Source organism: Micromonospora sp. WMMD730, from assembly GCF_049178955.1.
Classification (GTDB): Bacteria; Actinomycetota; Actinomycetes; order Mycobacteriales; family Micromonosporaceae; genus Micromonospora; species Micromonospora wenchangensis.
Map to the genome: position 1 here is coordinate 2728022 of NZ_JBMHML010000002.1, position 13600 is coordinate 2741621.

General features: G+C 73.5%; 16 protein-coding genes. 4 read left to right on the forward strand and 12 right to left on the reverse strand.

The features are described 5' to 3' along the window. Positions 1–10: 10 nt before the first annotated feature. Entirely contained in the window at positions 11–1030 is a 1020-nt protein-coding gene (locus tag ACN265_RS11810) for a hypothetical protein (protein ID WP_421407402.1), read from the reverse strand. Between the two features lie 329 nt (positions 1031–1359). Further along, entirely contained in the window at positions 1360–2754 is a 1395-nt protein-coding gene (locus ACN265_RS11815) for a PHB depolymerase family esterase (protein WP_421407404.1), read from the reverse strand. Positions 2755–2960: 206 nt separating this feature from the next. On the opposite strand from ACN265_RS11815, the gene ACN265_RS11820 reads away from it, so the two are divergent. Next, on the forward strand, positions 2961–3962 hold the full coding sequence (locus tag ACN265_RS11820; RefSeq protein WP_421407406.1) for a LacI family DNA-binding transcriptional regulator: 1002 nt from the start codon (positions 2961–2963) through the stop codon (positions 3960–3962). Positions 3963–4159: 197 nt separating this feature from the next. On the opposite strand, the gene ACN265_RS11825 is transcribed toward ACN265_RS11820, so the two are convergent. From ACN265_RS11825 to ACN265_RS11840, 4 genes are all read right to left on the reverse strand, one after another. After that, positions 4160–5092, reverse strand: a complete 933-nt coding sequence (locus ACN265_RS11825; RefSeq protein ID WP_421407408.1) for an aldo/keto reductase — start codon at positions 5090–5092, stop codon at positions 4160–4162. 184 nt (positions 5093–5276) lie between these two features. Next, the gene (locus tag ACN265_RS11830; RefSeq protein WP_421407410.1) at positions 5277–5651 is read right to left on the reverse strand and encodes a DUF4260 family protein; all 375 of its coding nucleotides are present in this window, start codon (positions 5649–5651) and stop codon (positions 5277–5279) included. Continuing rightward, the gene (locus ACN265_RS11835) at positions 5648–6217 is read right to left on the reverse strand and encodes a TetR/AcrR family transcriptional regulator (protein ID WP_421407412.1); all 570 of its coding nucleotides are present in this window, start codon (positions 6215–6217) and stop codon (positions 5648–5650) included. Before ACN265_RS11835 ends, ACN265_RS11830 begins: the two co-directional genes overlap by 4 nt. After that, positions 6210–7046, reverse strand: a complete 837-nt coding sequence (locus ACN265_RS11840) for an alpha/beta fold hydrolase (RefSeq protein WP_421407414.1) — start codon at positions 7044–7046, stop codon at positions 6210–6212. Before ACN265_RS11840 ends, ACN265_RS11835 begins: the two co-directional genes overlap by 8 nt. A 435-nt stretch (positions 7047–7481) precedes the next feature. Between ACN265_RS11840 and ACN265_RS11845 the strand changes: the two genes are divergently transcribed. Beyond that, a complete protein-coding gene (locus tag ACN265_RS11845; protein WP_420117831.1) occupies positions 7482–8120 on the forward strand; it encodes a MerR family transcriptional regulator in 639 nt (212 codons plus the stop codon). A gap of 61 nt (positions 8121–8181) precedes the next feature. Here ACN265_RS11845 and ACN265_RS11850 read toward each other — a convergent pair whose 3' ends face one another. Continuing rightward, a complete protein-coding gene (locus ACN265_RS11850) occupies positions 8182–8961 on the reverse strand; it encodes a helix-turn-helix domain-containing protein (protein ID WP_421407416.1) in 780 nt (259 codons plus the stop codon). On the opposite strand from ACN265_RS11850, the gene ACN265_RS11855 reads away from it, so the two are divergent. Further along, the gene (locus ACN265_RS11855) at positions 8903–9043 is read left to right on the forward strand and encodes a hypothetical protein (protein WP_204923625.1); all 141 of its coding nucleotides are present in this window, start codon (positions 8903–8905) and stop codon (positions 9041–9043) included. The genes ACN265_RS11850 and ACN265_RS11855 overlap by 59 nt on opposite strands. A 312-nt stretch (positions 9044–9355) precedes the next feature. Further along, positions 9356–9538, forward strand: a complete 183-nt coding sequence (locus ACN265_RS11860; protein ID WP_204923034.1) for a hypothetical protein — start codon at positions 9356–9358, stop codon at positions 9536–9538. 62 nt (positions 9539–9600) lie between these two features. Here ACN265_RS11860 and ACN265_RS11865 read toward each other — a convergent pair whose 3' ends face one another. The 5 genes from ACN265_RS11865 to ACN265_RS11885 all read right to left on the reverse strand — a co-directional run bounded on the left by ACN265_RS11865 (position 9601) and on the right by ACN265_RS11885 (position 13593). Next, positions 9601–10629 (reverse strand): sensor histidine kinase, encoded by a 1029-nt coding sequence (locus tag ACN265_RS11865; protein WP_204923033.1) that lies wholly within the window; start codon positions 10627–10629, stop codon positions 9601–9603. Beyond that, complete coding sequence (locus ACN265_RS11870; RefSeq protein ID WP_204923032.1) at positions 10622–11317, reverse strand: response regulator transcription factor; 696 nt, start codon at positions 11315–11317, stop codon at positions 10622–10624. The genes ACN265_RS11865 and ACN265_RS11870 overlap by 8 nt, the downstream gene beginning before the upstream one ends. A gap of 92 nt (positions 11318–11409) precedes the next feature. Next, positions 11410–12150 carry a zf-HC2 domain-containing protein gene (locus ACN265_RS11875; RefSeq protein ID WP_204923564.1) on the reverse strand — a complete coding sequence of 247 codons (741 nt, stop codon included), beginning with the start codon at positions 12148–12150 and terminating at the stop codon, positions 11410–11412. Positions 12151–12164: 14 nt separating this feature from the next. Next, positions 12165–12935: a RibD family protein gene (locus tag ACN265_RS11880; protein ID WP_421407420.1), complete on the reverse strand. Its 771-nt coding sequence runs from the start codon at positions 12933–12935 to the stop codon at positions 12165–12167. Between the two features lies 1 nt (position 12936). After that, the gene (locus ACN265_RS11885; RefSeq protein WP_204923030.1) at positions 12937–13593 is read right to left on the reverse strand and encodes a GTP cyclohydrolase II; all 657 of its coding nucleotides are present in this window, start codon (positions 13591–13593) and stop codon (positions 12937–12939) included. Positions 13594–13600: the final 7 nt, after the last annotated feature.

Genomic DNA, 13600 nt, shown 5'->3' on the forward strand with positions numbered 1-13600 from the left:
GCGGCAACCGTCAGGGCTGACCCTGGTAGACCTCGCCGTCGGCGCCCTGGACGAACAGTCGCACCAGGCCGCCGTAGACGCTTCCCGCCGGGGCGGAGATCGTCTGGCCGGGGCCGTCGACCGTGCTCCAGGCCGTCCACGCGCCGGAGTCCTGGAGGTACCAGGCGGTGCGCAGGTCGTCGCCGCCGGTGCGGACGAAGACGTGCAGCCCGCCACCGTAGACCAGGGCGGCCGGCGCGGACGCGGCACGCGCGGTGCCGGGCACGTCGCTCCACCCCGACCAGGCGCCGGTGGACAGCGAGTACCTGTTGGCGCGCACGTTGCCGTTCGTGCCCCGGACGAAGACGTGCAGATATCCGCCGTAGATGGCGGCGGACGGGGCCGAGTTGGCACCGGTCGGGCCGGCGAGGGTGGCCCAGCCGGACCAGGCGGCGGTGTCCAGCGTGTACTGGTTGGTGCGGACCTTGCCGTTCGCGCCCCGGACGAACAGGTGCAGTTGGCCGCCGTAGACGGTGGCGGACGGGGCCGACGACGCGGACGTGGTGCCACCGACCGTGCTCCAGCCGGACCAGGTGCCGGTGTCCAGGGCGTACCGGTTGGTGCGGACCTTCTGGTCGGACTGCACGAACAGGTGCAGTTCCCCGCCGTAGACGGCCGCCGCCGGTGCCGAGGTCGCCATGGCGTCACCGGGGACGGTGGACCAGCCGGACCAGGAGTCGGGGTTGGTGTCGTACCGGTTGACCCGTACCTGCCCGTCGGGGCCCTGCACGAAGACGTGCAGCTCACCACCGTAGGTGGCGGTGGCCGGCGCGGACCGGGCCTGCGCCGTGCCCGGCACCGGCGTCCAGCCCGCCGCGCGGGCGGCCTGCGACCGGGCGGTTGCGGAGACGACGCCCGTGGCGGGGCCCGCCGGGTGGCCGACCGCCGGCACGGCGGCGGCGGGGGTGGCGACGAGCGTGACCGCGCCCAGGCCGAGAGCGAACGCGGGCAACCGGTGCCGCACCAGTTTCATCGATAGAGTCAGACGCATAGACGCTCCCTTGTGGACGCTCGGTGGTGACGACGGCACGGTCGGCTCGCGGCTGGTCCACCGGGCTGCGCACCGCCGCCCGTCCCCGCGCGGCCGGCGACCCCGGCCCGCGACCCCGGGCGACCCCCCGTCACCGTCACCCTATCGATCCGCCCGTACCCCCACATCCACCGAACCACCCCAACCCACCCCGCCCGTCCGCGCGACAACCGGCCGGCCGGTTGTCGCGCGGACGGGGAAGGGGGGCGCGGCGGTGATCAAGAGCTTTGCGTCATCCGGATCGGCTCTCGTGACGCCAATCTCTTGATCACCGCCAGTGGCGGCGGCGGTCAGACGACCGCGCAGGGGGAGCCGTTGAGGGTGAAGAAGGCCGGTTTCGCGGTGTTGCCGGTGTGGTTGGCCTGGAATCCGATGCTGACCGAGCCGCCCGGCGGGATCGAGGCGTTGTAGGAGACGTTGCTGGCGGTGACCGCTCCGCTGGTCGGCGAGTAGGTCGCGTTCCAGCCGCTGGTGATGGTCTGCCCGGCGGGGAGGGTGAACGCCAGGTTCCAGCCGTTGATCCCGGTGTCCCTGAGGGTGGTGATCGTGATCGCGGTGGTCAGGCCGGTGTTCCAGGCGTTCACGGTGTAGGCGATCCGGCACTCGGCCCCCGGACCCGGCGTGGTCGGCGTGGGCGGGAACGGCGTCGGCGGCGTGGTCGTCGGCACCGGCGGCGTCGTCGTGGGCGGCGGCGGCGTGGTGGTCGGCGGCGGCGTGGTCGTGGGCGGCGGCGCAGTGGTGGTCGGCGGCGGGGTGGTGGTCGGCGGGGCGTCCAGGCCGAAGAAGCGGATCGCCTGGGCGGCGTCGACCGGCAGGTTGTGCGTGACGCCCTGCATGCTGATCGCCTCGACCGGCGCGGTGCCGCCGCTACCGCCGTACCGGGTGCGGGTGTAGCCGGCCTGCGGGGTGTCGGTGAACGTCGGCGTCTGGCTCAGCCCCTGGACGTTCGTCCACTGCTTGACCTCCTCGCCGAAGTTCGGGTAACGCAGCGTCTCGTCGTTGGTGCCGTGCCACAACTGCATCCGGGGCCGTTTGCCGGTGTACCCCGGGTAGGCGTTGCGGACCAGGTCGCCCCACTGCTGCGCGGTCTTGGTGACCTGCCCGTTGGCGCACTGGCTGTTCCACTCCGAGCCGTCGGTGGTGGCGAAGCAGCCGAACGGCACCCCGGCGAAGGCCGCGCCCGCCGCGAACACGTCCGGATAGTCGCCGAGCAGCACGTTGGTCATCATCGCGCCGGACGAGGTACCGGTGGCGAAGATCCGGTTCGGGTCGACGGCGTACCGGGACCGGACGTAGTCGACCATCGACTTGATGCCCACCGGGTCGCTGCCCCCGTCGCGGCGCAGCGCCTGCGGGGAGGAGACGTCGAAGCACTTGCTGCTGCGGGTCACCGAGGGGTAGATGACGATGTAGCCGTACCGGTCGGCCAGGGCGGCGTACTGGGTGCCGGAGTAGAACGCGGGGCCGCTGCCGGTGCAGTAGTGCACCGCCACCAGCAGGCCCGGACGGGCCGCCACGGTGTTCGGCACGTACAGGTACATCTGCAGGTTGCTCGGGTTGGCCCCGAAGTTGGTCACCTGGGTCAGCGTCGCCGCCGAGGCGGGGGTGGGGGCGGCGATCGCGGCCAACGCGGTGAGCGCGGCGGCGACCAGGGCGGTACCGAACAGTTTGATCCTGGATCTCATGGGACGGTTCCTCCGGAGGCTCGCGGACGTGCGGCTGCGCCGATCGAGGCTGCCCGGCGCTCGATCATGTCCGGCTCAGGAACATCCATGAGTATCGTTAGCCTGTCCCCGGCTTGGCAAGGTGGCCCGTGCCACCGGAACTTCCGGTCCCCGGGCAGCGTGGACACCGGCGTCCGGCGGGGCCGGCCCGGTGGATAATGACCCCCATGCGTGGTCCTGCGATGACGGACGTCGCCCGCCTCGCGGGAGTCTCCCACCAGACGGTCTCCCGGGTGCTCAACGACCACCCGAACGTGCGGGAACAGACCCGCGTCCGGGTCCGCGCGGCGATCGCCGAGCTGGGCTACCGGCCGAACCGCGCGGCGCGGGCACTGGTCACGGGCCGCTCCCAGCTGATCGGGGTGGTCGCCCAGAACAGCACCCTCTACGGGCCGGCGTCGCTGCTGGCCGCCCTGGAGCAGGCCGCCGCGTCGGCGGGGTTCGCGGTCAGCGTGGGCAGCGTCAGCACCCTCGACCGGCGGTCCATCTCCGCCGCCGTGGAGCGGCACCTCGACCACCGGGTCGCCGGCATCGTGGTGATCGCCCCGGTGGCCTCCGCCGACGAGGCGCTCGACCACCTGCCGCACGGCGTGCCGCTGGTCACCGTCGACGGCGATCCGGCCCGGGAGGCGGCGCTGGTCACCGTCGACCAGGCGGCCGGGGCCGGGCTGGCCACCCGGCACCTGCTGGACGCCGGGCACCGCACGGTGTGGCACGTCTCCGGCCCGGCGGACTGGTTCGACAGCGCCGGGCGGGTCGAGGGCTGGCGATCGGCGCTGCGGACTGCCGGCGCGGAGGTGCCGCCGGTGCTGTCGGCCGACTGGAGCGCCGCGTCCGGCTACCGCTGCGGGCAGATGCTGGCCCGGATGCCGGAGGTGACGGCGATCTTCGCCGCCAACGACCACCTCGCGCTCGGGGTGCTGCGGGCGTTGAGCGAACGCGGGCGTCGGGTGCCGGAGGAGATTAGCGTGGTCGGCTTCGACGACGTGCCGGAGGCGGCGTACTTCATCCCGCCGTTGACCACCGTGCGGCCCGACTTCGACGCGGTGGCCCGCGCCGGCCTGGCGATGCTGCTGCGGCAGATCGAGGCCGGCCCGGGGGTGGTGGAGCGGCACACCATCGCCCCGACCCTGGTCCACCGGGCCAGCGTCGCCGCCCCACCCACCTGACCCCGTCGCCCCACCCCGCCCATCCGCCCCGCCCGCCCTCTCGGTGTTGACCCCGCCCTCGCGTGACTGACCCCGCCCTCGCGGTGTTGATCAAGAGGTTTGCGTCACCGATGATCTTCAAGTTGACGCGAACCTCTTGATCAACGGGGTTCGGCGGCGGACGCCGGGGCGGGGGGTGGGTGCCGGGGGTTGGGGGGTCAGGCCAGGGCGTCGAGCGCGGCGCGGTCCGCCGGGGTCAGCCGCAGTCGGGCGGCGGCCATGTTCTCCTCCAGGTGCCGTACCGAGCTGGTGCCGGGAATGACCAGCACGGTCGGCGAGTAGGCCAGCAGCCAGGCGATGGCGACCTGCGCGCGGGTCGCACCGTGCGCGTCGGCGATCCCGTCGACGGTACGGCGTTGCGCGGCGCTGACCTCGGGCCCGAACGGCAGCGGCGGCCGCCCGTGCCGCGTACCGAGCAGTCCCGCCGCCAGCGGGAAGTACGGCACGAAGGCGATGTCCTCCTCGGCGCACCGCCGCAGCACGTCGAGGCAGTCCCGGTCGAGCAGGTGGAACCGGTTCTGCACGGCTGCGATCGGAATCGTCGCCCGCGCCTGGTCGAGCTGCCTGACGGTGACGCCACTGAGCCCGACGTCGCCGATCAGGCCCTCCTCGCGTAGCCGCACCATCATCGCGAACGACTCGGAGAACCGGACGTCGCCCGGACGCAGCAGCCCGTCCCCGCCGACGCGCAGGTAGACCAGCTCCAACCGGTCCCGGCCCAACCGGCGCAGGTTCTCCTCCACCTGCCGACGCAGCTGGTCGGGCGCGCCGGCGGGCACGAAGTCGCCCCACCTGTCGCGCTCCACCCCGATCTTGGTGCCGATCACCAGGTCGTCGGGGTACGGGTGCAGCGCCTCGCGGATCAGGTCGTTGGTCACGTGCGGGCCGTAGAAGTCGCTGGTGTCGAGATAGTTGACGCCCAGCTCGACCGCCCGGCGCAGCACCGCCAGCGCGCCCGCGTGGTCGTCCGGGGGGCCGAAGACGCCGGGGCCGGGCAGTTGCATGGTGCCGAAGCCCAACCGGTTGACGCTCAGCTCGTCGCCGAGCCGGAGCCGCCCGACCTCCGGTGCGAGCCTGTCCGACAGTGTCACCGCTGCTCCCCTCGGGGGACGCCACATCCCGCGACGCCCGTGTGTGCGGGCTGACCAGCGAGTCGGGTGCCCGTCTCCCGTCGGCCATCCTCGCGGACGACAGGGACACCGTCGCGCAGGTGGACACCGCGTGTCGTCGTCGGTGTGACCCTGGGTGAGCGCGGGTGCGGCGTCGGCGACGGGGTCAGCGCAGCGGGCGCGGCCCGAAGTCGAGTGCCCGGTCCACGCCGATGTGGAAGAACCAGCAGGCCGCCACGAGTGCCAGCGGTGTCCACCCGGTCGCGTCGAGCGCGTGCGCGAGGCCGTACCCGGCGAGCAGGACGAACGGGGCGACGTAGGTGTGTCCCAGGTTGTAGACGATCGCGCCGACGTGGTGGTCGACGGCGTAGCCGAGCATCGACAGGTCGAAGACGAGGAACAGGGCGAACAGCCACCACCAGGCGAAGCCCGCCAGCACGACGAGGACGACGGCCGCCGCGGCGACGGCCGCGCCCTCGACGCGGTAGAGGACGGGCACCGGGGTGGCCGGTGGTGGGGTGCGGGCGGGCGGGGCGGTCACCGGCCCTTCCAGTTCTCGAGGGCGGACACGACGCTTTCGACGGCCCGGTCGTAGCTGCGTTCCAGGTCGGCGGGGAGCGCGAACGCGCCGGCGGTCTCCAGGCTGACGAAGCCGTGCAGGACCGTGCGCAGCAGCCGGGTGGCGTCGACCGCGTCGTCACCGAGCAGCCGGTAGCCGACGAGCACCCGGTAGACCACCTGGACGGCGGCGTCGCTCACCCGCTGGTCCTCGGCGTCGTCGGGGCCGGGTGCCCGGACGGTCATCGGGTACTGCACCGGGTTCTGCCGGGCCCACCTGCGGTAGGCGGTGGCGAGGCTGCGGACCGCGTCGTCGCGGGCCCGGCCGACGCACGCCTCGGCGAGCGTCGCGGCCAGGTTCGCCTTGGCGCGCAGCATGATGCCCCGGCGGAGTCCCGGGAGGCCGTCGACGTGCTTGTAGAGCGACGGGACGCGGACGCCGAGGCTCCCGGCGAGCGCGGCGAGGGTCAGTTCGTCCTGCGGGTGCGCTTCGAGCAGGTGCGCGCCGCGTGCGACGACCGTGTCGGTGGTGAGGCCGACCCTAGGCACGGGTGGTGATCCGGGCGAGGAAGTCGAGCACCGCCGCGGTGGTCCGTCCGGGCTGTTGGGACTGCGGGTAGTGGCCGGCCTCGGGCACCATGACCACCTCGCCGCGCAGGGTCTCGCCGATCCATGCCGCCTCGGCCGCCGGGTCCGTGAAGTCGGGGTCGCGCTCACCCATGACGACCAGCACGGGGGTGTCGACCTCGGCCAGCCGCGCCTCGGCGGGCCGGTGGTCGGTCTGCCGCGCGGTGCGGGAGAACGCCGTGCCGTAGCCGGGCTGGCGGAGCTTGGCGACGACGGCCGCCCGGTATTCGGCGAAGTCGGCGGGTTTGGCGCCGGCGTACAGGGTGGGCAGGTAGGCCTTCCAGACGCCTGCCACCCAGAGCGGGGACGTCAGCACCCGGAGGAGGGTCCGCATGCCTGGCGGCTGCCGGGGGTTGCGGACGAACGGCCCGACGAGCACGAGCCCGCGGACCTGCCCGGGGTGCTCGGCGGCGACGATGACCCCGGCGCCGGCGGCCAGCGAGTTGCCCACGATGACGGCCGGCCGGCCGAGTTCGTCGATCAGGGCGCTGATGTCGGAGGCGGTCTCGGGGTCGCCGTAGGAGGTGAAGGTGGTGTCGCTGTCGCCGTGGCCGCGCAGGTCGGTGGTCGCCACCGTGTAGCCGGCGGCGACCAGGGCCGGGGCGAGGAACCGGTACGACGAGCGCAGCTCCGCCATGCCGGGGACGAGCACCACGAGGGGCCCTTCGCCCTGCAGGTCGTAGGCGACGCGGCCCTGGGGGCGGTGCAGGTAGCGGGTCGGTGGGTGGGTGCTGGTCCGGGAGTCCGTCATGAAGCTAGCTTAGCTAGCCGAAAAGCTAACGCCAATAGCTTTGCCGGGAAGGGTGGCGTTCGGCACCCAACCGCGAAGCGTGTTCAGCAACATCGAATAACCGGCGCGCAGGCCATGCTGGTTACTATTCCTCTGAGCAACTTTCAGGTTGCTCATCGTGCTGGGGGGAGGTGCGATGAGTCCCGGATGCGCGGCGACCCTCCCGGCCGGTACGGCCCGAGGTGCCCGCCCTGCCCATGGCACCACCGTCGTGCCCACGGGCGGTTGCGGCCCCGTCGTCGCGGCTGCGCCGACGGCCGCCACCTGCCGTGCTTCCCGGCGTCCGCTGTTCACGGCGGTGCCGCCGCCGTTCACGTTCGGGCCGCCCGCTGCCGGGCGGCGGAGTCCCGCCGCAGACGGCGTCCGGGGGTGGCCACCGGTACCCTGGGGGGACGGATGCGCATCTCAGATCTGGCCAGGATCAGTGGTGTTCCACTTCCGACGATCAAGTTCTACATCCGGGAGCGGCTGCTGCAACCGGGCCGCCCCACCGCACGCAACCAGGCGGAGTACGGCGAGGAGCACCTCGCCCGGCTCCGGCTGATCCGGGTGCTGGCCGGCATCGGACGACTGAGCCTGTCCTCGGTGCGCCGGGTACTGGCCGCCCTCGACGACAAGGGACTGGCCCTGGGTGCGCAGTGCCGCGCCACCATCTGGGCGCTCTTCCCCGACCAGCCCGAGGAGGACGACGCGCCGGACGTCGGGCCGGCCCGGGTCCAGGTCGACGCGTTCATCGACCGGCTCGGTTGGGAGGTCGACGCCGCCTCCCCGGGCCGCGACACCCTCGCCCACGTGCTGACCGCGTTGCAGCAACTGGACGCCGACTGTGACATCGAGCTGTTCAGCGAGCACGCCGAGAGCGCGGAGCGGATCGTGACGCACGAGTTCCAGTACGAGTCGGCGCACTCCGCCACCGCGATGGCGGTCTGGAACGTGCTGTCGGAGGTGGCCTTCGAGGCGATGCGTCGGATGGCGCAGGAGAGCTACCTGGCGCGCCGCTACGCCACTCCGGCCGAACAGCCGGCCACCGCCTGAGCGGCCCCCACCCGATGGATGCCGGGCCCGCCCGACCGTGACGACCGGCGGCACCCGCCGGTCAGCCGGTACGCGGCAGCGACGGCAGGTCGGCGGCGTGCACCACCGGTGGATCGAAGGTGCGCATGGGGCGCAGGGTGAGGTCGGCTCGGGCCGACCTGGCCGGGACGCCGACCGTCACCGGGCCATGGTGTCCGACCAGCAGTGGACGCACGCCGGTGGCCGGCCGGCGACGGTGCGTCGCGTGGGCCAGCACGAACCAGGTGCCCGGGGGTACCGGACCCAGCAGGTACGGCCCGGGGCCGGGCAGCACGGTGGAGCTGACCGGTCTGCCCTGCTGGATACGTTCCGGGAACAGCCCCACGAAGACCCAGTCGGGCGCCTCGCCGGGCAGCGCCCGGACCTGCCCGCGCACCGTCGGCCCGGTGGTCTCGGCCGGACCGGACCGGACCGGGCCGGGCGGCCGGCTCGGGTCCTCCCGCCCGGGGGCGCGGCCGAGCCGGCGGAAGCTGGAGGGGGAGAGACCGACGCTGCTGCTGAACCGGGCGCTGAACGTGCCGACGCTGGCGTAGCCGACCTGGTGACTGATGTCCGTGACGCTCCACGAGGTGGCCAGCAACAGGTGCTTGGCGCGCTGGAATCGAATCGCCGAGAGAAAGCGCCCCGGTGACACTCCAGTCACCCGGTGGAACACCCGGCAGAAGTGGTACTTGCTCAGCAGGGCGGTTCGCGCCATTTCGTCCACGCTGAATTGCTTTCCCAGATTCTGGTGCATTTCGGCGATGACCCGCCGGACCGCCCTGCTGCTGTGGTCTTCCATCGTGCCCCCGGCGAGCGTCATGGTGGGTGCTGGGCTGCGGCGACGCAGCTTCCTGCCGGCTCCGCTGTGCCCCCGGGGCGGTGACGGCAACTGGTGGGACTGATGGCGGAAAAAGGGCTTTGCGGTTATTTCGAATCAGCTGGCCTCAATGCTAGGGCACCCTCAATGCATGGTCAACGGCATGCAATGCGAATGGTGCTAACAGCTCCCTTTTCCGGATGCGTACCCCTCGTCTTGCCGGTGATGATTGCGGCCAAGGCCCGATGCGCCCGGCTCGGGACCGATGTCGGAAAAGCGATCCCGGTGGTTCACCCGTCGCCGGCCGTCGATTCGACCGTTGACCTGGGCAGCGAGGAACGCGCGCCCGGCCCGTCGCCGGGGCCGCGAGGAGAGACGTCCCGGAATGGGGAACACGATGACCGACGATGCCGACGACGAGGCCCGGCCAGGGCCCGGTCGCCCCCGTACCGCCAGCCGCCCGGCGGGCGCGGACCGGCCGCCCTCCGCCCTGGACGCCTGGGGACGGGCGAACCGGCGCGGGCAGTGCGACTGGTCCGAGCCGGACACCGAGCCGCACCTCATCCGCGGCCTCGACTGAACCGGCCCGACCCCGGCCCGACCCCGCGGCGTCGACCGAACCGGCCCGACCCCGCGTCGCCGTCAGCCGGTGGCCAGCGGCAGCCGGACGACGAACCGGCAGCCCTCGGCGATGTTGTGCACGTCCACCCGACCGCCGTGTGCCTCGACCAGCCCGCGCACGATGGCCAGCCCCAACCCGCCGGAGCCGGCCGGCGACCCGTTGCCCGGGTGTGGGGTACGCGCCGGCTCGCCCCGGAACGCCACGTCGAACAGCCGGGGCAGGTCCGCCTCCGGGATACCGCCGCAGGTGTCGGCGACGGCCAGCCAGGCGACATCGCCGTCGCGCCCGGCGTTGACCTGTACGGTGCCGTCGGCCGGCGTGTACCGCACCGCGTTGAGCAGCAGGTTGCCCACCACCCGGCTCAGTTCGGGTTCGCTCGCGGTCACCGTGGGCCACCCGGAGGCGGCGGACACCAGCCGGATACGGCGGGCGGCGGCCAGCGGCGCGGCGCCGGCCAACGCGTCGGAGACCACGTCGCCCAGCGGCACCGCCGACAGCGACAGCCGCAGCGCCCCGGCGTTGATCCGGGACAGCTCGAACAGGTCGTCGACCAGCCGGGTCATCCGGTCGGTCTCCACCCGGATCCGGCGGTGGTACTCGTCGACCGTGTCCGGGTCGGCGACCACCCGGTCCTCCAGCGCCTCCGCCATCGCCCGCAGCCCCGCCAGCGGGGTCCGCAGGTCGTGCGAGACCCAGGCGACCAGGTCCCGCCGGCCCTTCTCGATCCGCCGCTCCCGGGCCCGCGCCTGGTCGGCCCAGACCGCCGCCGAGGCGAGCCGGCGGGCGAACAGCCAGCCGACCGCGAGGCTGACCAGCGCCGCCGCCGAGACGGTGATCAACACCACCTCCAGGTCGTGCGGGGAGAGGAACATCGCCTCGGCGATCACCGCCACCCCGGCCACCACCGCGCTCACCGTCATGGCCAGCAGCACCGTGACGTGCACGGTGATGGACCGGCCGCGCAGCAGTCGCAGCACCCCCGCGCCGAGCAGACCCACCCCGCCCGACGCGGCCAGCGCCGCCCCGAAGATCAGTGCCAGGTCAGTCATCGACCGGCTCGTACCGGTAGCCGACACCCCAGACCGTGACGATACGGCGCGGGTTGGCCGGATCGTCCTCGATCTTCTCCCGCAGCCGGCGTACGTGCACGGTCACCGTGGACTGGTCGCCGAACCGCCACCCCCAGACCCGTTCCAGCAGTTCGGCCCGGGACAGCGCCCGGGTGGGATGCTGCATCAGGTGGGCGAGCAGGTCGAACTCGCGCAGGGTCAGGGCCAGCTCCCGCCCGTGCAGCCGGGCCACCCGGGGGCCGGTCGACACGGTCAACCCGCCGTCGTCGAGCACCTGCGCCGCCGCCGTGACCGGCTCACCGCCGGCCCGGCGCAGCACCGAACGGACCCGCAGCACCAGCTCCCGGGGGGAGAACGGCTTGCTCAGGTAGTCGTCCGCGCCCAGCTGCAGGCCGAGGATCCGGTCCGCCTCGTCACCCCGGGCGGTCAACATCACGATGGGTACGCCGTCCGGCCGCTGCCGCAGCCGTCGGCACACCTCCAACCCGTCGAGCACCGGCAGCATCACGTCCAGGACCACCAGCTGCGGCGGCGCGGCGGCCACGGCGGCGAGCGCGGCGGCCCCGTCCCCGACGTGCTCCACCTGGTATCCGGCGTGCTCCAGATAGCGGCACACCACGTCGCTGACCGTCCGGTCGTCGTCGACCACCAGCACCCGCTGCGCCACCGGCACCTCCCCCTCGTGCCGGCCAGCGTAGCCCCGTGCACCCCCGCCGCGACCCGCCGGAAACCTTGCCAGGTGCTTACGGTCCGCGCGCCTCAGGCCGCCCGGCGGTCCCGGGCCTGCGCCCCGTACGGCTGCGCCGTGACCGGGCGGGGCTCGTCGAGGTCGTCGAGCCGCAACCGCCACCGGGACCGGCCGGTACGCCGGGGATGCGACGGGCCGGCCGGACGCGGACCCAGCCGGTACAGCAGCACCGTGATCAGGTAGCCGCCGACCAGGAACCCGTGGCTGACCAGCCGGGGCACCGCCACCTGCGCGGTGACCAGGTCGTTGACCGACAACAGGACCAGGGTGGCGACGAAGGCGCTGAGCATCGGCAGCAACCCGGCCGGCGGGGTACGCCGCAGCGCGACGAAGAGGAAGCCGGCACCCACCGCCACGTTCCACGCCGCCGACTCGTGCCACAGGTGCTGCCCGGCCGGATGCAGGTGCTCGGCGTTGACACCCTGACCCACCTGGGCCAGCCCCAGGGCGAGCTGGACCGCGCCGAGCAGGCCCAGCGCCACCCGCAAGCCGGTGACCAGCCCACCGGGCCACCGCACGACGCGCCTGGGGGCCGGTGGCGGCACGGCCGCGAGGATCGACTCGGTCAGGTCGGGTGCCGTCGCCGTCACCACCCGGGTCCGGGCCCGTCGGGTCACCATCGCGGCGACCCCGTGCCAGGCGCGGCAGTCCGCGCAGCCGTCGAGGTGCGCCTGCACCGCCACCCGCTCCTCGGCGGTCTCCTCCCCGTCGAGCTGGGCCGACAGGATCTCCCGCCACGCTGCGCACCGCATCGGGCGATTGTCGCTCATCCCGGCGTCCCGTCGGGGCAGCGCTCCGACAGGGCGTACCGCATCAGCACCACGTCGCCGATCTGGCGTACCTCGGCGAGCCGGGCCCGCCGGCCCGGATGCCACGGGAACGCGCCGTCACCGACGAACCGGGGGGCCCGCCGGTCGCCGACGAAGAACGGGGCGACCACGAGGTGCAGCTCGTCGGCGAGGCCGGCGGTGAGGAACTGGGCGTGCACCGACGCGCCGCCCTCCACCATCAACCGCTGCACCCCCCGGCCGGCCAGGTCGGCCAGCACCCGGACCGGGTCCAACGGGTCACCCGCGTCGACCACGGTGGCCAGCCCGGACAGCAGCTCGGTGGTCTTGTCCACCGCCGGCCCGGCGCAGTAGACGACCTTCTCGGCGTCCCCCACGGTGAAGAACCGGGCCTGCGGGTCCAGCAGCCCCCGGGCGGTCATCGTCACCTTCACCGGCGACGGCGGCAACCCGGCGGCCTGGCGGGCGGCCCGCAGCCGCGCCGAGCGGACCATCAGCCGCGGATCGTCGGCCCGGATCGTGCCCGCGCCGACCAGGATCGCGTCACACCCGGCCCGGACGGCGTCGATGCGCTCCATGTCCTCGGCGTTGGACAGCAGCAGCCGCTCCCCGGTGGCGTCGTCGATGTAGCCGTCGATCGACGTGGCGCAGCTGAGCAGCACGTACGGCCGCCCGGTCGACGCCGGTACGGCGGTGGCCGTTGTCGCCGGTACGGCGGTGGCCGCCGCACCGGCCGGTACGACACCCATCTCAGTTCAACGACGGCAGGTCGACGGCCCGGGCGGCGGCCCGGCTGGCCTTCGCCGCCAGGTAGTCGGCGTTGGCGGGGGAGAGGAACACCCCGGTCGGCACCACCTCGGCGACCGCCACCCCCAGCCGGGTCAACTGCTCGGCCTTGTCCGGGTTGCTGCTCAGCAGCACCAGCTCCGGCACCCCGAGCACCGCCAGCATCTGCGCGGCGGCCCGGTAGTCCCGTTCGTCCTCGTCGTGCCCGAGCGCCACGTTCGCCTCGTAGGTGTCCAACCCGGCGTCCTGCAGGGCGTACGCGTCCAGCTTCGGGTAGAGGCCGATGCCGCGCCCCTCCTGCCGCAGGTAGAGCAGGAAACCACCGGCGTCGGAGATCCGCTGCACCGCCTCGCGCAGCTGCGGGCCGCAGTCGCAGCGCTGGCTGCCGAAGACGTCCCCGGTGAGGCACTCGCTGTGCGGGCGGACCAGCGGCGCCGCCCCGCCCGCCGCGTGCCGGCGCAGCGCGCCCGCCCAGTCGCCCAGCCCGAACGCCAGGTGCTCCCGCCCGTCCACCAGCCCCTCAAAGGAGAAGACCCGAGCCGTGGTGGCGTACCCGTCGGGGAACCGCAGCGGGACCGTGACCTGTGTCCGGACCGTCGCGGCCGGCAGTGCGTCGTACATGTGTCTC